The organism is Deltaproteobacteria bacterium (assembly GCA_016177765.1).
In the GTDB taxonomy this organism is placed as follows: Bacteria; UBA10199; UBA10199; order JACPAL01; family JACOUP01; genus JACOUP01.
In genome coordinates this window covers 93,019-111,710 of record JACOUP010000002.1, presented here as the reverse complement: position 1 = coordinate 111,710, position 18,692 = coordinate 93,019, and the positions used below count along the sequence as shown (strand labels likewise).

Annotated in this window: 19 protein-coding genes; 10 read left to right on the top strand and 9 right to left on the bottom strand. The window is 51.4% G+C overall.

What is annotated here, in order from left to right; all coding sequences use genetic code 11:
• Positions 1 to 135 precede the first annotated feature (135 nt).
• The 3 genes from HYS22_01365 to HYS22_01355 all read left to right on the top strand — a co-directional run bounded on the left by HYS22_01365 (position 136) and on the right by HYS22_01355 (position 3,693).
• The gene (locus HYS22_01365) at positions 136 to 1,506 is read left to right on the top strand and encodes a hypothetical protein (GenBank protein ID MBI1908808.1); all 1,371 of its coding nucleotides are present in this window, start codon (positions 136 to 138) and stop codon (positions 1,504 to 1,506) included.
• 102 nt (positions 1,507 to 1,608) lie between these two features.
• Positions 1,609 to 2,499, top strand: a complete 891-nt coding sequence (locus HYS22_01360) for a flippase-like domain-containing protein (GenBank protein ID MBI1908807.1) — start codon at positions 1,609 to 1,611, stop codon at positions 2,497 to 2,499.
• 45 nt (positions 2,500 to 2,544) lie between these two features.
• Positions 2,545 to 3,693 carry a phosphatase PAP2 family protein gene (locus tag HYS22_01355; GenBank protein ID MBI1908806.1) on the top strand — a complete coding sequence of 383 codons (1,149 nt, stop codon included), beginning with the start codon at positions 2,545 to 2,547 and terminating at the stop codon, positions 3,691 to 3,693.
• Here the strand turns inward: HYS22_01355 and HYS22_01350 are convergent.
• From HYS22_01350 to HYS22_01340, 3 genes are read right to left on the bottom strand one after another with little or no spacing between them, the layout of a single operon-like run.
• Positions 3,656 to 6,061, bottom strand: coding sequence for an MMPL family transporter (locus tag HYS22_01350; protein MBI1908805.1), 2,406 nt, complete (start codon positions 6,059 to 6,061; stop codon positions 3,656 to 3,658). The genes HYS22_01355 and HYS22_01350 overlap by 38 nt on opposite strands.
• On the bottom strand, positions 6,058 to 6,900 hold the full coding sequence (locus HYS22_01345) for a polysaccharide deacetylase family protein (protein MBI1908804.1): 843 nt from the start codon (positions 6,898 to 6,900) through the stop codon (positions 6,058 to 6,060). Before HYS22_01345 ends, HYS22_01350 begins: the two co-directional genes overlap by 4 nt.
• Positions 6,893 to 8,044 (bottom strand): glycosyltransferase family 4 protein, encoded by a 1,152-nt coding sequence (locus HYS22_01340; protein MBI1908803.1) that lies wholly within the window; start codon positions 8,042 to 8,044, stop codon positions 6,893 to 6,895. The genes HYS22_01345 and HYS22_01340 overlap by 8 nt, the downstream gene beginning before the upstream one ends.
• Positions 8,045 to 8,196: 152 nt before the next feature.
• Between HYS22_01340 and HYS22_01335 the strand changes: the two genes are divergently transcribed.
• Entirely contained in the window at positions 8,197 to 8,880 is a 684-nt protein-coding gene (locus tag HYS22_01335; GenBank protein MBI1908802.1) for a DUF3047 domain-containing protein, read from the top strand.
• Here the strand turns inward: HYS22_01335 and HYS22_01330 are convergent.
• Entirely contained in the window at positions 8,851 to 9,174 is a 324-nt protein-coding gene (locus HYS22_01330) for a hypothetical protein (GenBank protein ID MBI1908801.1), read from the bottom strand. The two genes, HYS22_01335 and HYS22_01330, sit on opposite strands and share 30 nt — an antisense overlap.
• Positions 9,175 to 9,269: 95 nt before the next feature.
• Here HYS22_01330 and HYS22_01325 point away from each other — a divergent pair, with 95 nt between their 5' ends.
• From HYS22_01325 to grxD, 5 genes are all read left to right on the top strand, one after another.
• The gene (locus tag HYS22_01325) at positions 9,270 to 10,538 is read left to right on the top strand and encodes a radical SAM protein (protein ID MBI1908800.1); all 1,269 of its coding nucleotides are present in this window, start codon (positions 9,270 to 9,272) and stop codon (positions 10,536 to 10,538) included.
• Entirely contained in the window at positions 10,538 to 11,926 is a 1,389-nt protein-coding gene (locus HYS22_01320) for a TldD/PmbA family protein (protein ID MBI1908799.1), read from the top strand. The genes HYS22_01325 and HYS22_01320 overlap by 1 nt, the downstream gene beginning before the upstream one ends.
• Before the next feature lie 37 nt (positions 11,927 to 11,963).
• On the top strand, positions 11,964 to 13,181 hold the full coding sequence (locus HYS22_01315) for a hypothetical protein (protein MBI1908798.1): 1,218 nt from the start codon (positions 11,964 to 11,966) through the stop codon (positions 13,179 to 13,181).
• 138 nt (positions 13,182 to 13,319) lie between these two features.
• Positions 13,320 to 13,571, top strand: coding sequence for a BolA family transcriptional regulator (locus HYS22_01310; protein ID MBI1908797.1), 252 nt, complete (start codon positions 13,320 to 13,322; stop codon positions 13,569 to 13,571).
• Positions 13,572 to 13,581: 10 nt separating this feature from the next.
• Complete coding sequence (gene grxD, locus HYS22_01305) at positions 13,582 to 13,902, top strand: Grx4 family monothiol glutaredoxin (protein MBI1908796.1); 321 nt, start codon at positions 13,582 to 13,584, stop codon at positions 13,900 to 13,902.
• Here grxD and pgeF read toward each other — a convergent pair.
• Genes pgeF through HYS22_01290 form a run of 3 tightly spaced genes read right to left on the bottom strand, consistent with a single transcriptional unit; the run spans position 13,899 to position 16,090 of the window.
• Positions 13,899 to 14,570 (bottom strand): peptidoglycan editing factor PgeF, encoded by a 672-nt coding sequence (gene pgeF, locus HYS22_01300; GenBank protein MBI1908795.1) that lies wholly within the window; start codon positions 14,568 to 14,570, stop codon positions 13,899 to 13,901. The genes grxD and pgeF overlap by 4 nt on opposite strands.
• Positions 14,570 to 15,472, bottom strand: a complete 903-nt coding sequence (locus tag HYS22_01295; protein ID MBI1908794.1) for an RluA family pseudouridine synthase — start codon at positions 15,470 to 15,472, stop codon at positions 14,570 to 14,572. Before HYS22_01295 ends, pgeF begins: the two co-directional genes overlap by 1 nt.
• A gap of 18 nt (positions 15,473 to 15,490) precedes the next feature.
• Positions 15,491 to 16,090, bottom strand: coding sequence for an HNH endonuclease (locus HYS22_01290; GenBank protein ID MBI1908793.1), 600 nt, complete (start codon positions 16,088 to 16,090; stop codon positions 15,491 to 15,493).
• A gap of 45 nt (positions 16,091 to 16,135) precedes the next feature.
• Between HYS22_01290 and HYS22_01285 the strand changes: the two genes are divergently transcribed.
• Complete coding sequence (locus HYS22_01285; protein MBI1908792.1) at positions 16,136 to 16,999, top strand: hypothetical protein; 864 nt, start codon at positions 16,136 to 16,138, stop codon at positions 16,997 to 16,999.
• Here HYS22_01285 and rimI read toward each other — a convergent pair.
• Together rimI and eno are read right to left on the bottom strand one after the other, a co-directional pair.
• The gene (rimI, locus tag HYS22_01280) at positions 16,938 to 17,408 is read right to left on the bottom strand and encodes a ribosomal protein S18-alanine N-acetyltransferase (protein ID MBI1908791.1); all 471 of its coding nucleotides are present in this window, start codon (positions 17,406 to 17,408) and stop codon (positions 16,938 to 16,940) included. The genes HYS22_01285 and rimI overlap by 62 nt on opposite strands.
• 26 nt (positions 17,409 to 17,434) lie before the next feature.
• Positions 17,435 to 18,676, bottom strand: a complete 1,242-nt coding sequence (eno, locus tag HYS22_01275) for a phosphopyruvate hydratase (GenBank protein ID MBI1908790.1) — start codon at positions 18,674 to 18,676, stop codon at positions 17,435 to 17,437.
• Positions 18,677 to 18,692: the final 16 nt, after the last annotated feature.

Here is an 18,692-nt window from a genome sequence, read left to right as displayed (position 1 = left end):
TACTTATAAAATAACTAATAATTACAATTATTTATAATAATAAATGTGTTCAAATGAACATGAAAAATATATTTTTTGATTGTGGGCCGGAAAGCTCGTCGTTATAATCGGGGTGTGAATAAAGGAGGGCTGAAAATGACCGGATTCATCACAGAGAGAAATTGGAAAGAGATCGAAGAGAGCTTCCCGGAGCTTCATCGTTTCTACCTCTCTCTTCCCCATAAACCAAACACGTTTTTGGAACTCATGAACCTTTATGACAACCAATCCAAGAAAGGGAGGAGATTTATGAAAACCAGCAGAATACTCATCACCCTCGTGTTGGGGCTTTCACTGGCGCACTGCAGTAGCAACCCCACCTCTGAAGAGGAGACGAACACCACAGCCAACAACATTGATGCCTCAACAGTGGCGTTAAGGGTCGAAACTGCAGGTTCGGCGCTCCTCCCGAATATCAATAGTTCGGGGAGTGCTTCTTCGGGACTTTCCGCCCTGACCACCGGTACCAGCGATGACTGGACCACCTATACCAACACAGATAATGTTTATGTCTTGACCGATATCTTCGGGGACCCCAATCAATACCCCCGTGTCGTCACCAAGATTCGGGTTCTTCTCGGTCATTTGAGGGGGAAGCTGGAGGAAGTCTTTTCCAAAGACAAGAATGTTGATTGCACAGGGGCCTCCCCGCTGACGGCGGGAGATTTAATCCCGATCGCTTTCTATGGAACAATCGACAACGGCACCGCAGACAATCGTTATTTTGACTGTGTCATCACAACAAAGGGTGATTCACCCTTGGGTGAAGTACCCAACAGTCAGGAGACAACAATCTACGGGAAAGATAACAGCGGTGTTGTCAGAATCGCCAATATGTCCGACACAACAAGTGCCAATACGGAACAAGCGGAGACGCGCGGCAGTCTGGTCCGCATCCGTATTGTCAGAGTTGCCACCTATGCGGAAGTGAAGGAAGGTGAGAATACCATTGGTTCCCTCGATCTCAATTTTGCCCACGGTTCTTCCTATAGCGGCTTAGACGAGAATTTTGGAACCGGTGATGACATCATTTTTAAAAGCCGCAGCCGCCTCACAGGCCGTGTCACCATGGATAGTTCCGGCACTGCCATTGGTGGTGTCGGCGATTTTACTGTGACTAAATTTGACAGCGACGCCTCCGCATCACCTGCCGTCACCAAGGTGTTAGGACGAGGGGACTACCAAAACGGCTACTCCCTGCTCAAGATTAATTCCAACAGACAGGAATTGAGCAACATCCCGGCAACCTTCTGCACCCAGCGTACAGACAATTCAGAGATCCCTACTCCCGTGGACCAGACAAATTGCACTGGCCTTGAATCAAGCCTGGCCTGGGGAGAGAATCCCTTCCCTTTCACGATCAGTCCTGCTCTGGATAACTCTTTTGAAGACAAGCTGTTTTTTGAAGGTAATGATACGGACCTAATCGACAATGCCGGCAATAATTTCGTCATCCCGGCCTACTAAACAGGGGTGCTTCACCCAGACCTCACATACCTCTGGGTGAAGCACCCTTGGGTGAACCACCCCTTGACTTGATCCAACGATTCTTCCAGACTCAATCTTCCAATGAATCTTTGGTCTTCCTTTGTTAAAGCTGTTTATTCGCTGGGAGAGGTTCGTCTCTCCTACGTCCTGACTGCGGTGGCCCTTTATACCGTCAGCGTTGTGATCAGCGGGGCCCGTTGGAAGAAAATTTTGCTCGGTCTCGGCTGCCCCGTTCGGCTCAGTCAAACCTCTATCGGTATCATCATCGGCATCTTTGTGAGCAACATCCTCCCTTCAAGCCGGATCGGGGGGGAGGTCTCCCGGATCACCCTTTTGCGAAAATGGACGCCCATCGATCTGAAGAAGGCCTTTGTCTCCATCTTCTACGACAGGGTTGCCGCGTTGGTCCCTTCGCTCTTTGTCGTAGCCCTCTCCTTTCCAACACTCCTCAGACTTTTTCACCGCTTCAATAACATTATTTTGATCGCCCTTCTCATTCTCGTCCTGATGATCGGGCTATTCCTCAGCTACCGGTCTATTGGAAAATTTCGTGAATGGGTCTTGTCACGTCGAAGACTGGTCCACTCCTTCCGTATCAACCCAAAGAATTTCGGCGGCGCTATCGGATTTTCCTCGCTAGTCTGGCTTCAGGATCTTTTGAGGCTGATGGTTGTTTCCGCCGCCTTCGGAGTCCATCTCTCCATCACTCAAGCGGCAACGCTTTCCATTGTGATCCTGATCTGCAGTATCATGCCCAGTCTGGGAGGACTGGGGCCGACTGAAGGAGGCCTGACAGCCGCCCTCCACCTCTTTGGCGTCAGTTTGGAGACGGCGATTGCCATTACACTCCTGGAAAGAGCTGTCTCTTATGTCCTCAGCACCTGTGCTGGCAGTATTGCGGTAGCGACGCTGGGTGGCCGAAGGTTCCTGATGCGTAACAGTACCCTCAAAGAAGCCGACTTGAATTCCTAAAAGCTTCTGGACATCATAATCAACTTCGCATAAACAGCAAACCTCATGCTCTGGAAAATCCGCAAAATTGCCATTGAGAACCTGAAGCCGGAGTATATCCTGGCGGGGATATTTCTGGTGGTGGCCCTTGCCCTTTATCTCCCCCGTGTCACCACCTGGGATACTTTCAAGTGGCCGATCCTCCTGCCGGCCGCCTTTTTCTGGGTCCTCATGCTCGGCAACCGTCGTCTGATCCCTTACCTCTGGTTGGCGGTCTTGCTCGCCATCCTCCCGGTTGGAACAATTCTCTGGGCGCTGACAGCCCACGTCCGGAATCAATCAACAGGCCCCTTCAACTGGCCTTATTTTTACGCCGTTGCAGGACGATTCTTTTTGCACATCGCAATCGTCTCCGCTTTTGCCTGGATTGTCCAGCACCGGAAGATTTCCGGATTCACCATAACCCAACTGGTCAAATCATGGCTCCCCTTCGTCATCATGGCGCTTATTTACGAAAATATGCACGACCTCGTGGTCACCCTCAACCCCAAGGTCATGGATGCAATGCTGATCCAGTGGGACCTGAACCTGTTTGGGTCCCACCTCTCGGTCTGGATGGAAAGACTTGTCTCTCCCGGTCTCAACGACTTTTTCTCGGCCATTTATCATTCCTATCTCCTCTACCCGATGTTTCTGGGGTTCTCCCTTTACAGAAGCCCCGTCGACCGGGAGACCTCCTTTCGGAGATTCATGCTCGCCTATCTCTACAGCTGTTACATCGGTTTTGTCGGCTACATCCTGGTTCCCGGGATCGGCCCTTATTACGGGCTGTCCCATTTGTACATGATTCCTCTGGAGGGAGGCCTCCTGACGCAACTGAATAACCATCTCTACCAGAGTTTTTCCAACATGAGGGATGTCTTCCCCAGTCTCCACACCGCCAATACCCTGATCTGTCTCGTTTTTGCTTTTCGTTACCGACGAAGGCTCTTCTGGTATTTTCTCCTGCCGGCAACCAGTCTGGTGGTATCAACAATTTATTTGAGGTATCACTACACCATCGACGTCGTTGCCGGGATTATTCTGGTGCCAATCGCCTGTACCCTTGGCGAACAAACCGACAGGGCCTGGTCCTGGTTGAAACACCTGGGCACGCACCTTCACGAAAAAAAACAGGTTACCCCCACCTCCTCCTTGAGCCTCCCTCAAGAATAAGGCACCGCGGGAAGACAAAGGTGCTAAGGAGGGTTACGCAGGTCAGGCCGATGACGGCGACCCACCCGACGGATCGAAGTCCCGGGTTCGAGACAAGCAGAAAACCGCCAAAACCAATAATTGTCGTCAGGTTGGAAAAAATAATCGCGGGGATTTTTTCCCTGAGGGTAGCCGCCATATCGCCGCTCTCATCATACCGCTGGGCAAAGTGGACGAAGCTGTCGATCCCGGTCCCCAGGATGACAGGAATCGCGGCGATGTTCATCACGTTGAGCGGGATATTGGCAATAACCAGAATTGCCGAAAGAAGGACAAGGCTGGTCAGCAGATTTAACATGATCAGGAAGGTCCTGACCACAGAACGGCTCAAAAGGTACATCACGGCCGTCAAAAGAAGAACGATCAGCATCATCCCCCGAGGAGACTCCTTTTCAATCAGTTTGACAATCTCATCATAGACAAAGGTCCCATCGACCGCCGTAAAATGAAGGGCTGTCATCTCCCTCTTCAAGGCATCGATCCCGTCATGGTATCGCCGGAGCGATTCCGAAGAGAGGCGGGAAAAGGCGGGAAAAAGATAGACGGCAAAAATATCCTTGTGGGTCGGTGATTCAAAGGCCCGCTTCACCTCAACAGGGAGATTTTCACGGGTGACCGGCGGGGAGCGGAGTGTCTCCTTGAAACCCAGGAGAAAATCGAGCTTCTGCTTTCTGGAGATCCATTGAAGATCCACAATCTTGTGGGCAATCGAGTCAATAACCTTCTTTTTCTCGGGTTGCGCGGGGGGAATCAGGCTGGGCAGACCGACAGTCTGATCAAAAACAAGTCTCTTGGTTTTATCCTTTTCAATCAGCTGATCCAGGGTCTTGACCGTCTTTTCGGTTTCTTTAATCCCATTGGTGATCAGGATTGTCGGACTGAAGGGGGTTCCCTTAATCGTATCCATTTTTGAATAGAGGCGGTTCCCCGGGAGTTTTTTATTCACCATCATATCTTCATTGAAGTGGATCTTTGAACCGGAGGGGACGGTAAAAGCGGCCGCGGTGATAAGCAACCCGGCCGCCAGAACAACCGCAACCGGTCGGCTCATCAGGGGGCCGCTACGAAAGCCTGAGAATCGTGCACTCAACAGAGAGACGCCGGCCTTTTCCTTCTGACGGTCAAAAAAGGTGAGCAGGCTTGGCAGAACAATGATCATCGCCAGATAATTAAGAACAACGCCGATCGCCCCCAAGAGACCGAACTCAAAAAAGACGCCAAACTTGGAGAACAACAAGGCGACAAAGGCCCCTGCCGTTGTCACCATTGAGCCATAGGTGGCCTGACCGGTGTTTTCAAAGGTCAGACGACAGGCGGTCTGAAAATCTTTGCCCCCTTCCCTTTCCAGATAAAATCGGCTCAAGAGATAAATGCCATAGTCACTGCCAAGGCCGGCAAGGATGCCGCCGGCAAAACTGGTCACCAAATTGAGATGCCCCAGAGACCAGTAAATGATCCCCCCTGTCCAGAGGATGCCGGCCAGCAGCGGAAGACCGATCAAAAAGATCGCCTCTCCCCTTCGGAAATAAAGATAGAGGATCAGAATAAGGATGAAGGCAACCACCGCGGAGACAATCGCCATCTCTTTCTTGATCTGGTCCGATTCCTCGATCGTCGTCTGCAAGGTGCCGGTGTAACCCACTGTGACCGGTTGGTAACTGTCTCTCTGCTGTTTGAGCTCCTGCTCCGTTTTTTTGATCTTGTTGACAAGGTTCCGGGCCGATTCAATATCCTCAGTCCCCTCCTGGACCTTGACCCTCATCACAATGAAATTGCCCGCCTCATTGGCTTCATACTTGGAAAAACGCCACAGTTTTTGTTCATACTTTTTAAAAATGTCGTCAAAATTGAGGTCCGGGCGATCCTCTTCATCGGCAAAATCCATCAGGTCGCTAAAAACAAAACTGAGTCCTTTTTTTTGAAGCCTCAAGGTCCGGTCGATACGCCGCTCAATCTCCTTCAAGTCATCCAGTTCGAGATAGAGCCATTGCCGTTTTTTGAAGTAGTCAACGGGACGGCGGTAATCGATGTAAACGACCTCTGTGAGTCCCTCCATTCGGGAGGACAATTCGTCGGCAAAATGTTCTGCCACCTCCGCGTTGGGCCCTTCCACAGTCAAGAGGAGATAACTGTTGCTTCCAAAATAGCGTTTGAACTCCTTCTCCCCCCGGACACTTTCGGAATCCTTCGGGGCCAGGGCCGTCATGCTGGTTTCAATCTTCAGATTTCTGGCCACGACAACCGAAAGGCAGGAAAAAAGCAGCGCTATCCCGATCACCGATTTGGGGTAACGGATCCCTATTTTATAGAGATGCGGCAGACCTTTCATCGAGGGGCTCGTTTCAAAAATTCCTCCAGGGAAACAAATTGAAACCCGTTCTTTCGGTACGATTCAATGACGGCGGGAAGAATGGTAACCGTTTGGCTCCGATCCACCCCCGCGCGAGCCTCGGCCCCGTCATGAAGAAGAATAATCTCTCCATTTGTCATTTCTTTCGTCAACCGGTTGAACAAAATATCAACCCCTGGCTGATCACTGTCCCAGACACCCCGACTCCACCCGATGAAACGATACCCCCTCCCCTTTAACAAAGAAACCAGCCACGGACTCTTCCAACCATGGGGAGCCCTAAAAAGTTTTGCGGGAGGTGTTCCAAGACCATTCATCGCTCTTTCCCATCCCAGGATTTCTTTTTCGGCCTCGTCAGACCTCATCCAGACAAGAGGACGATGATCCCAGGTATGGTTCCCTACCAGGAAGCCTTCACGGTTCATCCTCTCCACCACTCCAGGGTATCGCTCCACATTTTTACCAACCACAAAAAATGCCGCGGGGACGTCGTACCCTTTAAGGATATCCAGAATTTGAGAGGTGTACGGTTCGTTCGGCCCGTCATCAAAGGTTAAAGCCACCAGTTTCTCGGAACGGGGGCCGTGACAGAGAGTTTCTCCCCAGGGATTAAAACAAGGAATAAAAGCAGAACAGGCCAAGAAGGCCATAATCCCATAAAATAAAAAAACCAGCCCCCTCCTGAGGATCCGAATCGGTTGGCCTGATTTAAAGGAGCGCAAGAAACGGATGAGAAGGAGAAAACCAAGCCCGACACCACCCAGAACGATAAGGAAGACCTCGACGTAAACCCTGAACGGCAAGGGTAGTTCACCCAAACGGAACTCCCTTCTTTTGCAAATAAATCTGGTTGTAGAACTCGATGACCCTATCCGTCACCTTGGCCCAAGAATGTCTTTCCGCCTCCGCCCGTCCCCCCTCAACCAACTTCTGGGCGAGGCCCTTTTCGTCCAAAATTTTGACCAGGGCCTCGGCAAGGATGGGAGGGTTGTCCTTGGGGACAAGAAACCCGTTGACCCCATGCCGGATGAGCCCCTTAAAACCGGGATTATCGGCCGCGACAACCGGCGTTCCGGCGGCCATCGCCTCAAGGAGGGTGATGCCGAAAGAGGCCTTGGTGGCCGGGTAACAAAAGACGTGACTGGTGGCAAAATAGTCGGGACGATTTCCATTGATCTGCCCCTCAAAAAATATCTTGCGGTTGATCAAGGTGCCGGCCCTTTTCTCAAAGAAATGCCGCATCGGCCCGTCTCCGACAACGATGAGTCTGGCATTCGGAAGTTTCCGTTCAATATGCGGAAAAGCATCCAACAATATATTGAGGCCGTTACGGGGATCAAGCCGCCCGAGAAACAGGATATTTTGCGACCCATCGTCATATTTTTGGATCCGGCCTGAAGGGGTGGAAAACCAGGAGGTCTCGACCCCGTTGGGAATGATCGTATAGTCTCCCCGGAAATATCGATTCATTGCATCGATGCAAGATTGCGAAACGGCAATCCGACCGTCCAGTTTGTCAAGATAACGCTGAGACGTCTTCCGCCAAATTTTATAGGGGAAAAGGGTGTCAAAATAGGTATGAAAAGTGCCGATAGTCACCGTATTGGTATATTTCTGGAAAAGGAGGGGGAGTGTCATCATGATCGGCGAATGAATATGAAGGAGATCAAACTGCTCATCGGCTAAAACCTTTTTGATTTTTCTCCCCAGATTGGTGCCGATGGTCACCCTGCCATAAGAGTTATTTGAAAAAATGGAAATGCTCTTTCCCAAACGGATAATCCTCACCGACGGCGGAAGTTCGACCTCGAGCTCTTCTCCCTTGAATCCTGTCAGGAGAACGACCTCAAATCCCCTCCTGGCCAGTTCCTTGGAGAAATAGTAAACATGCTCGGTAATCCCCCCCAGATGCGGGTAGAAATATTCCGTGACAATGCCGATCTTTTTTATTCCACGTCCCATAATTTGTTGCTTGTCCCTATGAAGACGAGTAGACTGAACCGGACAGCATAGGAAATTACCTGACCGACTCTGAAAATAAATTTGAAGCACTGATGCCACATAGGTCTCCTAAGATAACCAAACAAAGTCGCCTCTGCAAGGGCTACTTTTTTGTGACGGTTTTTCTCCTTTCCCCTCCTTGGGGACTCTGGGCGAACCCTTACAGCCTCAAACCATTGCCCCCACTCCGGGTCATAGAAGGTTTTAATACAGAGCCGGTCGGCAAGTTCCCGACGAGGTTCAGAACCTACCCCTTTCAGAGAGGGAAGGCGATGCAGGTCTATTCGGTCCAGACAGAGGGTGATAATCACTACCTCAACGCGACGGCCTCAGGAGAAACTCAAGATATTGGCGTACAGATCTTCAAGCGGTTTTACTGGGAGCTCTCCCGATGGCCCAACATCTCCTGGCGATGGCGGGCCAAGGCGATCCCCACTCCGAAAAACCACGAGAAGTTTAATGATAACGCCTGCGGCGTTTACATCATCTTTGGCGGCTATGGAGGAAAAGCGGTCAAATATGTCTGGAGCACTGATCTCCCGGTCGGAACGGTCACTGAGGATACCCCCGGTGATTTTTATGTCGTGACGGCCGCCAGTGGTTCCCAAAACCTTGGCCAGTGGCAAACCGTCTCTCTCAACATCGTCAAAGAATACCAGCGTCTCTTTAAGTCCAGTCCTGATAAAGACCCAGTGGGATTCGGCCTTTTGACCGATGGCGATGGCACAAAAACCCCTGCCATCTGCGACTACGACGATTTTCGGATTTCAGAAGGGAATATTGAGGCAAAAGATTGACCGTTTCCAACGCGGCCTCGGCAGAAGGGTCGGGTATGTCAAAGGACGGTTGCCCGGTTGCGCCGCCCGGGTCCCATAAGAACAAATCAGTCCTGCCCCCGGCAGACTGGTGATCGCCCTTTTGAATTCTTCCCCCTCAAAAAAATCGTAACCCTTGATCAGACCAACCCCCAAAGAAGTTTCATAGACCAGGGGACCATTGAACCGATCCGGCAGGAGATCCGATCCCGCAAATCCAAGACCAGGCAGAACAATCATCACCGCAAAAATAAGAAATAGGACCCGTACCAGCATCGGATCATTCTACCAGAAAAAAGGGCCTTAGGAATCTCTAAAACTTAAGTCGGAGATATTGACTCACAAAAAGGGATATGATTTCATCATTTTGAATGATGGACACCCTCATCAAATCTTTCGGTGACCTGCCTCCAGAGGCGATCCTGAAGACTGACTTGCTCCGGCTTGGAATCGCCTTTACGGAAGAGGCCCTTCAAAGGATGTCCGGCAAAAAGGAAAAGTCCTATTTTATTTTTTCCTTCGACAGGGTTTTGCAAAAAGAGTTGAGCCCTCTTGAAAAAACAGCGGCCCCTGAAGAAATTGCACTGACCGGGGGGCCTTATGATTTAAAAAGGACCATCGTCTCCGTTCGTCTGAATCCCCATTCCCCCTATCAGATTAACTGGCAGGAGGGAGAGTTTCGATTGTGTCAAGGGGGGGAAACTCTCGCAACCGTTCTCCCCCCTTCGCGTCCTGCTTACTACGACGAACCACTTTCAAGCGGCAAACCGGTGCAGGATATCGCACCAACGATTGAATGGGGTTATCTGATCTACCTCACCGCCTTCCGGCTCTGCCAATACTGGGGGGAAAAAGAAGAATGCCAGTTCTGCGATATCAATGAAAACTACCGCCAACAGAAAAAGGAGCGTTCTTACACCGGTGTCAAACAGGTGGAAGAGATCCTGGAAGGGCTGAAAATCATCAAAGAGAAAGATACAGAACGGGTCAGCCAGGCCTACACTGTTACCGGCGGCAGCATTACCTCAACACTGGAAGGAATGGATGAGGCGGCATTCTACGCCCGTTATGCCGAGGCGATTGAATCAAAATTCCCAGGGCGCTGGATCCCCAAGGCGGTGGTTCAGGCCCTTCCTCTAAAAAATGTCAAACAACTGAAAAAAGCGGGCTACCAAATCTACCACCCCAATTTTGAGGTCTGGGACAAAAACCTCTTTGTCCAACTTTGCCCTGGAAAAGAAAAAATGATCGGCCGCGATGAATGGATCAAAAGGATTCTGGATGCCGCCGAAATCTTTGGCCCTTCCCAAGTGATTCCCAATTTCGTAGCTGGAATCGAAATGTCAAAACCCCACGGTTTTCAAACCGTCTCTGAGGCGATCCGTTCGACCGAGGAAGGCCTCAACTATTTTATGTCCCGCGGGATCGCCCCCCGCTTTACCGTCTGGTGCGTCGAACCGGGAACAACCCTTTACACCACCAACCCGGAACCACCCCCCCTGGATTATTATCTCAGACTCCTTGAAGTTTACCGTGAAACATTTTATAAGCATAACCTTCCCCTCCCTCCCGGTTATGGCCCGGCAGGGGTTGGTAAGGCGCTCTTTTCAGTCTCTGCTTTTATGGATATTCTCAACTGATGATTCAAAATTTCGACTGCCAAAAAATTTTAAAAACAGCCCTTAAAAACGGCGGCGATTTTGCTGAAATTTACGCCGAGGAATCGGAGCCGACACAGATCATCTCTGAGGACAAAAAGATAGAAAAGATCGTTCAGGGAGTGGACCGGGGGGTGGGAATCCGTGTTATTCATAATCATCAAACCGCCTACGGCTACACCAACGAAATATCTGAAAAAGCACTCCTCGCCTTGGCCGGGAAGATTTCTGAGGCGGTCCAGGCAAAAACCTTTGGCCGGCCGATCAAACTCAAATCAACATCCTCCGGGCTTTCACTCCCTGTTGAAATCCCTCCCTGGAAAACGGAACTGGAAAAGAAGGTCGGTTTTGTCACTGAGGCGGCCCGTATCGGGTGGGAGGCCGGTGGTCCGGTCAAACAGGTCAAGGTGGTCTATGGAGACAATCGTAAAAACCTCTGGATTGCCAATTCGCTGGGTGCCTTGACCGAAGAAGAAAGGAGCTACACCCTCTTTTTTGTCCATATCACTGCGGCGACCAACGGCCTGATCCAAACCGGTTATTACCCTGTCGGGGGGTATCTCGGGTTGGAACTGTTGGAAAAAGAAACACCAGAGAAGGTGGCCAGGGAGGCGGTCCGTCAGGCCTTCCTAGCCCTCAAGGCCAAGCAATCTCCGGCCGGTCGGATGCCGGTTGTTCTTTCCTCGGAGGCGGGTGGAACCATGGTCCACGAGGCGATCGGTCACGGCCTTGAAGCAGATCTGGCCAGTGAAAAACTCTCCGTTTACCACGGGAAAAAGGGGCAAAAAATTGCCACTCCCCAGATCACCATCTGGGACGATGCCACCCTGCCGACCCGTCGTGGCTCGTTCCTTTTCGATGATGAAGGAACCCCTTCGGAAAAAACGGTCCTTGTCGACAAAGGGATTTTGAAAAATTACATGTATGATCATCTGATGGGAATGAAGGATGGCGTCCCTTCAACCGGCAATGGACGGCGGGAAAGTTACCGCTTCAAACCGATCTGCCGGATGACTAACACGATCATTGCCCCCGGCACCGATGACCCCGCCTCTATTCTCCGTTCCACCCCCAAGGGACTCTTTGTCAAAAAGATGGGGGGCGGTCAGGTGAATACGGTCAACGGTGATTTTGTCTTTGAGGTCAACGAAGGGTACCTGATCGAAAATGGCCGGATCGGCGAACCGGTCCGTGGGGCGATGTTGACCGGTAATGGCCCGGAGGTCCTCCGCACCATCGATAGGGTCGGCTCCGACTTGGGCTTTGGGATCGGCACCTGCGGCAAGGATGGCCAAGGGGTCCCGGTAGGAGACGCTCAACCGACCCTTCGGATTCCGGAATTAACTGTCGGAGGGTGCCAGGAAAAGTAAGCAACTCATCTGCTCCCCCGCCGAAGAATACCGGTGCATGGCGGATGACCCGGTCACACTCAGAAAAATCGACGCGTCTGAAGTAGCGGCCCTTATCACCGAGGCCTACGCCGACGATGGCTCTTTCAGTCCGGCGGAAATCCAAAGGATCCAGGAGGCGGGCCTCACGGCGGAAGGGGTCGTCCTGATTGAACAATCATTAAAGGATGCCGGTTCTCCTGGAATTGTGACCGATGAGGAGATGGTTGATTACATCACAGCCGATCTCTTTGAATTGGGGGCAATCCTCCGGGAACAGCCCCCCCTCCTCCGTCGTCTGCACGCCCTGCATCTGATCGACTTCGAGGTCGTTTCACGGGAGATCTCGCAGGCCTACGCGAATGATGGTAAGTTTGATGACGAAGAGCAAAAAAGACTGGTCGAACTCGGTCTTCACCCGGACCAGGTCGCCATTGTGCAGGATACCCTGACCGACGAGGCCTCTCCCGGAATCGTCACCGGCCAGGAACGACAACGCTATCGATCCAACGGCCTTTCAGAATTGGGACGGCTCCTGCAGGCCCACCCCCCGATCCAGCAACGGTACGAAATCCTGACCGGAAGCCCGTTTTCCCCAGATCGCAAAAGATTCCATCGAGTCATCGCCACACCACTGGTTGCCGGTTTTGCCCGTTTTGTAGGCCACGACCCGGTGAATCTGGAAGGGGCTTATCCTAACGATACCATGTTCATCTACGGTGCCGACCTTGCGGTTGACTTACAGGTGAATACCGCCGGTTGGGGGGCCGCCAGACCAGTCGGCTGGTTTTTGGGGCGTGGGCCGATCCATGTCCGATTCCTGTACGGTAAATCCACTGATTCTTTTCAGCCCAAGAGGGATCTGCCATTGGATGAGAGTCTTCGGAATCTTTTGGGGGATGAAAAGTTTGAACGTCATTCCCAGTCGGCGATGGGTTTCATCATCCGTGAATTTGAATTACAACCGCTCGCCCCGGATCTCCACCCACGCATCCGTGCATTGGCCCCCTTTGCGACACTCGGCATGGGTTTCCTGTACAACAGAACTGCCGTTAAAAAACCGGATGGAACGGAGCACCTGCGATCTTGGGACCCCTTGGGCCGATTTTCCTTGGGAATGCATGCTCTCGAAGTTCGAACTGGTCCTCTCAGCGTCGGCGTCTATGGGGAACTGGCGCTCATGGGGGGATCGCAGGTCGGCGTCGACGGGACAGGGGGTTTCACCATCAAATACTAGTACTTACAACGGTGCCTGGCACCACGAGGGTCATTTGTACCAGGCACGCGTGAAACTCATTGAGATTTAAATAGATTTTTCAATTAAAACCCCCTTGCCAAGTATGACAAAATCAGTTAGCAATTGGACATCATCAAAATGATGGACCCTCATGAGATCGTCATAAAGGTAGAGCAGGCGCTTCCCGGGGCCGAGGTGAGGGTGAAGGATCTGACAGGGACGATGGATCATTATCAGGTAACAGTCGTCAGCCCTCAATTTGTCGGCAAGAACCTCGTGGCGAGGCACCGGATGATGTATACGATCCTCCACTCCTCCATGGAGGCCCAAGGAGGGGGGATTCATGCGCTATCGTTAAATACATTAACACCGGAAGAAGAAAAAAAATAAGGAGAACACCATGTCATCACCCGAACTGATCAAGAAGGTTGAAGAACAGGTCAAAAGAAATAAGGTTATCATTTTTATGAAGGGACAAAAGGAGGCCCCCCGTTGTGGTTTTTCGGCCGCCGCGGTCGAAGTCCTCAAGACCTACAAAGTCCCCTTTGAATCGGTCGATGTCCTGGCCGATGAAGAGCTTTGGGGGGCGCTCGAAGAATACTCCCAATGGCCGACTGTGCCACAGATCTTTATCAATGGTGAATTCGTCGGCGGCTGCGACATCATCCGCGACCTGCACACCTCCGGGGAATTGAAGAAACTGATCGATAAGATCGGTTAACCCAACAATTCAACCCAACTTACCTGCCGGCCGGCTTCGTCGCCATCGCGGCGGACGGAGTGCAGGAGATCCGAGCGACAATGGGTGCAATAGGAAAGAATTTCAATTTTTTCAGGCAGGAGTCCCGCCTCATGGAGTTGTCTCCGATTCACGGCTTGGGTATCCAAGAGGAATTTCCTCCCAAACTTCTGTAAAACTTGTCTGTCTTCGCCAAATTCCTTCTTAAAATGATCGGCAACATCAGAACCGACTTCATAACAGTGAAAGCCAACCGCCGGACCGATCGCCGCCACAAGGTCTGAGGGTTTGGAGTAAAATTCCTCCTGCATTATTTTTACGACCTCACCGGAGATGTTCGCCAAACTCCCCTTCCACCCGGCATGAACGGCGGCCACACCCTTCTGGACCGGGTCATAGAGAAGAATCGGAACGCAATCGGCCGTCTTGATTCCTATGATGAGAGAGGGGTCGTTCGTGACCCAGGCATCCGCTTTGGGTGAATCACCCTTAGATTCAATAACGGGCGCTTCATCTCCCCTCCTGATCACAACAACCTTTTTGCCATGAACCTGTTGCAAGAGATGGGTGTTGGGAGGAGCGGCATCAAACCGCGTCCCAAAACCGTGTTGGATCCCAGGAATATTGTTCAAAATTTTCGAATGAATCATCACTTTACTTGTAGGGAGTTAATAAACTGGTCCAGCTCCGGCGGCAAGGGGCTTTTGAACTGCATCCTTTTACCCTCTCGCGGATGATCAAAGGAAAGTGAGGTGGCATGCAGGAAAAAACGATTCAGGAAAGGACTCTTTTTCCCTCCATACAAGGAATCCCCGGCAATCGGATAACCGGCCTCCGAGAGATGAACACGGATCTGATGCGTCCTGCCGGTCTGTGGTTTCACCTCAACCAGGGTGTATCCTTTGAACCGTTTGGAAACCTTATAATGACTGACCGCCTCTTTTCCGTGCCGGCCCCGTGAGGAAATCTTCTTCCGGTGAACCGGATGCCTCCCCAGAGAGGATGCGAGAACCCCCTCTTCCTTTTTGACCTCCCCTTGAACCAAGGCGAGATAAACCTTTTGAACCTGATGTTCCTTAAACTGTTGCGAAAGGGAATGATGACTGAAGTCATTCTTCGCAACAACCAAAACGCCTGAAGTCTCCTTATCCAACCGGTGCACAATCCCGGGACGCTCCACCCCACCGATCACTGAAAGCCCGCGACAGTGGTGCAAAAGGGCGTTCACAAGGGTCCCGGATTGATGCCCGGCGGCGGGATGGACCACAAGACCGGCCGGTTTGTCCAACACAATCAGGTCCTCATCTTCGTAGAGGATAGTGAGGGGCATTTCTTCAGGCTCAATCATCCCTTTTTTAGACGGAGGAATCGTGCAAGAGATCTCCTCCCCTTCCCTAACGGAATAATTTACTTTTTTCTGAAACCCATTAACCAGCACATTCCCTTCTTCAATCAACTTTTTAAAAAAAGAACGGGAATGATCGGGATCTTTTGTGGAAAGAAACAGATCCAAACGGAGACCCGCTTCAGAGGAGGAAACAATGCTCTCCATGGGGTAAACCACCCTTGTTTATTCTTCTTTGAGTTCGAGATTCCAATAGGTAAAGTCGACGATGTTAAAGAAGGGACGCCATTCCTCGTAACGAATCTGCTTCATCGAGAAATCGATGAATGGGGTCCACTTCGGACGAATCGGGTGACGGATCAATTTCATCCCCGCCTCCTCCGGCCGCCGTCCCCCCTTGCGACGGTTACAGTCAAAACAACAGGCCACCACATTGTCCCACAAGGTCTTCCCCCCTTTGGAACGGGGGATGACATGATCCAGGTTCAGCTCCCCTCGGATCCTCTTATGGCCACAGTACTGACAGGTATTGTTATCCCTCAGGTAGACATTCAACCGCGAGAACCGGATGATTCGTCTCGGGATTCGGTCATAGGCGGTCAGCAGGATCACCCGCGGAACCTTGACAATCCGCCCCACCAGACCGACCGTCTCGTCGTGGGTTGAGGCGGAAAGCTCGCTCCAGGACTGGAAGTCAAAGGTCTCAAACTGTTTATCCACAGCCTTGGCAAATCCTTGATAAATCAGACAAAAAGCCCTTTTTACGGTAGTAATGTGGATCGGGATATAAGAACGGTTCAGGACGAGAACATTGCTTGACAACATAGACTAAAAATCTCAAAAAGGGCCTGTAGAGTCAAGACTTAACTAATGATCACCTTTTCCAATAATCATTCATTTGAGTTCATGGTCGCCTCCGGGGCCCTCGCCTTTGACGGGCAGGGCTGGCCTTGGGAGTGGCCGCTCCGGTGGTGCGGACTTCTGGATCCCAGACTCTTCACCATTGTTACCAAGACACTCACCCGACTTCCTCGCCAAGGAAACCTCTGTTGGTCTCATCCTTGGAGTGTCGCCAAGAGGATCGGCCGTGTCGGAACGATCAATGCAATCGGTCTGACCAACAAAGGGATTGATTGGTGGTGTCGAGAGGTCGCACCAACAATCCCTAAAGATTATAAAATCATCGTCTCTATCGAGGCCTCTGATAAAAAAGAACTGGGTGAGATGATCACCCTGTTGAAAGACAAAAAAATTCTTGGAATCGAACTCAATCTCTCTTGTCCCAACAGTCCAGCCGGCCGGGGGAGCGATACCGAACAGATCCTGACCCTCTGTCAGGAAGCCAAAAAACTTTCCCCCTTTCCGCTGATCGCCAAACTTTCATTCACCCACGATTACACCACCATCGCCAAGAGGCTGGAGGGGATCGTGGAGGCGATCGCGATCAACAGCGTCCCCTGGAAGGCGATTTTCGGCGACAAAATTTCTCCCTTGGCCCGATTCGGCGGCGGCGGTGTGTCAGGCAAGATTATCCAGCCTTATACCTGGAAGATGGTTGAAGAGATGGCTCAGACGACAAGAGTTCCGATCATCGGTCCCTCGATCTGGGATTATGAAGATATCCAGAAAATTTTTGCCAAGGGGGCGAAGGCAGTCGGCTTCGGGTCTGTTTTTATCCCTTATCCCTGGCGGCCGACGCTTTTTGTCCGACGTTGGATGAGAAGTATAAATTGAACCCCATCACTAACGCATCCTCATTGTTATCCCGATAGTACCCTTTGCGTAAGCCCACCTGATCAAAACCGAATTTCTTGTACAAACCGATCGCCGGGGCGTTGGAGCGGCGGACATCCAGGTAGATCTGGCGCGCTTTGACCCTTTTGGCATAATCGATCAGAAAAGAAATCAGGAGGGAACCGATCCCTCTCCGTCGATCTCCGGGATGAACCGCCGTATTGATCAGATGGATCTCATCCGTCACATGCCAGAAATCAATATAACCAACAATCCTCTCTCCCTGTTTGGCCGCGTAGAGATGCGCAATGGAAAGGTTGAGCTCCATCTGGAACAGGGATTCTGAATAAGGAAGGGCAAAAGAATCCTTCTCGATCAGGATCACCTGAGAAAGATCGGAACGAACCATCGGAACAATTTGGAGGGTGTCAGGAATCAATGAGGCAGACCGGCAAAGCGGGCCCTTTTTCCTAGTCTTTCTTCGATCCTTAAAAGCTGATTGTACTTGGCCAACCGATCACTTCGGGAAAGCCCACCAGTCTTAATCTGACCGGCATCGGTTCCCACGGCGAGATCGGCGATGGTGGTGTCTTCTGTTTCTCCCGATCGGTGGGAGATAATAATTTTGTAGCCAGAACGACGGGCCAGTTCAATCGTTTCCAGGGTTTCTGTGAGGGTCCCGATCTGGTTCGGTTTGATGAGGATGGCATTAGCCACCTTTTGGGCGATCCCCTTCTCCAAAATTTTTGTGTTGGTCACAAAAATATCGTCCCCGACCAATTGCAACTTCCCTCCTAAAATCTCCGTCATCTTCTGCCACCCCTGCCAGTCATCTTCAGCCAGTCCGTCTTCGACGGAAACAAGCGGGTATTTCTGGGCCCATTGGGAAAGAAGGCTGATCATCTCAGACGCATCCCCCTTATAAAATTCGCTTGCCGCAACATCCAGGGCAATGCCGATCTCTTTTCCCGCCTGATAACCGGACTTGTCGATCGCCTCCAGCAAAAGCTCCACCGCCTGTTCATTAGAAGACAAACGAGGGGCAACCCCTCCTTCATCCCCGACAGCGGTGGATAAACCACGCCCCGAGAGGATTTTTTTCAAACAGTGGAAAACCTCCACCCCGGCCCGGAGCGCTTCAGTAAAGGAACCGAAGCCATGCGGGACAATCATGAATTCTTGAAAATCGATGTTGTTGTCGGCATGCCGGCCACCGTTGACGAGATTCATCATCGGTACGGGCAAGAGTTCCCCCATTTGGCCTGAGAGCTGACCAAGGTATTGATAGAAAGGTTGTTGGGCCACCACTGCCGAGGCACGAGCGTACGCCAGGGAGACGGCAAGAATGGCATTAGCCCCCACCTTTGATTTTGTCTCTGTCCCGTCCGTCTCAATCAGAATCCGGTCCAACTCCCCCTGATTGCCGGCAGGAAATCCTTTAATCTTTGGAAAAAGAACCTCTTGGATATTGCCAAGCGCCTTGCGGACCCCCTTGCCAAGATATCTCTTCGAATCGCCGTCCCTCAATTCCAACGCCTCATGGGATCCGGTCGAGGCCCCCGAAGGAACCACCCCCCTTCCCCAGGCCCCTCCCTCCAGAAAAAGATCAACCTCAACTGTAGGATTTCCCCGTGAATCAATAATCTCCCGGCTCAAAATTTTTTCAATCTTAGACATTTGTAGTCAGTCGGTA

Bases quoted from the DNA above. Each gene is read 5' to 3' on its own strand.
- HYS22_01365 (MBI1908808.1), top strand. From the start codon at position 136: ATGACCGGATTCATCACAGAGAGAAATTGGAAAGAGATCGAAGAGAGC.
- HYS22_01360 (MBI1908807.1), top strand. From the start codon at position 1,609: ATGAATCTTTGGTCTTCCTTTGTTAAAGCTGTTTATTCGCTGGGAGAG.
- HYS22_01355 (MBI1908806.1), top strand. From the start codon at position 2,545: ATGCTCTGGAAAATCCGCAAAATTGCCATTGAGAACCTGAAGCCGGAG.
- HYS22_01350 (MBI1908805.1), bottom strand. From the start codon at position 6,061: ATGAAAGGTCTGCCGCATCTCTATAAAATAGGGATCCGTTACCCCAAA.
- HYS22_01340 (MBI1908803.1), bottom strand. From the start codon at position 8,044: ATGGGACGTGGAATAAAAAAGATCGGCATTGTCACGGAATATTTCTAC.
- HYS22_01330 (MBI1908801.1), bottom strand. From the start codon at position 9,174: ATGCTGGTACGGGTCCTATTTCTTATTTTTGCGGTGATGATTGTTCTG.
- HYS22_01325 (MBI1908800.1), top strand. From the start codon at position 9,270: ATGATGGACACCCTCATCAAATCTTTCGGTGACCTGCCTCCAGAGGCG.
- HYS22_01320 (MBI1908799.1), top strand. From the start codon at position 10,538: ATGATTCAAAATTTCGACTGCCAAAAAATTTTAAAAACAGCCCTTAAA.
- HYS22_01315 (MBI1908798.1), top strand. From the start codon at position 11,964: ATGGCGGATGACCCGGTCACACTCAGAAAAATCGACGCGTCTGAAGTA.
- HYS22_01310 (MBI1908797.1), top strand. From the start codon at position 13,320: ATGATGGACCCTCATGAGATCGTCATAAAGGTAGAGCAGGCGCTTCCC.
- grxD (MBI1908796.1), top strand. From the start codon at position 13,582: ATGTCATCACCCGAACTGATCAAGAAGGTTGAAGAACAGGTCAAAAGA.
- pgeF (MBI1908795.1), bottom strand. From the start codon at position 14,570: ATGATTCATTCGAAAATTTTGAACAATATTCCTGGGATCCAACACGGT.
- HYS22_01295 (MBI1908794.1), bottom strand. From the start codon at position 15,472: ATGGAGAGCATTGTTTCCTCCTCTGAAGCGGGTCTCCGTTTGGATCTG.
- HYS22_01290 (MBI1908793.1), bottom strand. From the start codon at position 16,090: ATGTTGTCAAGCAATGTTCTCGTCCTGAACCGTTCTTATATCCCGATC.
- HYS22_01285 (MBI1908792.1), top strand. From the start codon at position 16,136: ATGATCACCTTTTCCAATAATCATTCATTTGAGTTCATGGTCGCCTCC.
- rimI (MBI1908791.1), bottom strand. From the start codon at position 17,408: ATGGTTCGTTCCGATCTTTCTCAGGTGATCCTGATCGAGAAGGATTCT.
- eno (MBI1908790.1), bottom strand. From the start codon at position 18,676: ATGTCTAAGATTGAAAAAATTTTGAGCCGGGAGATTATTGATTCACGG.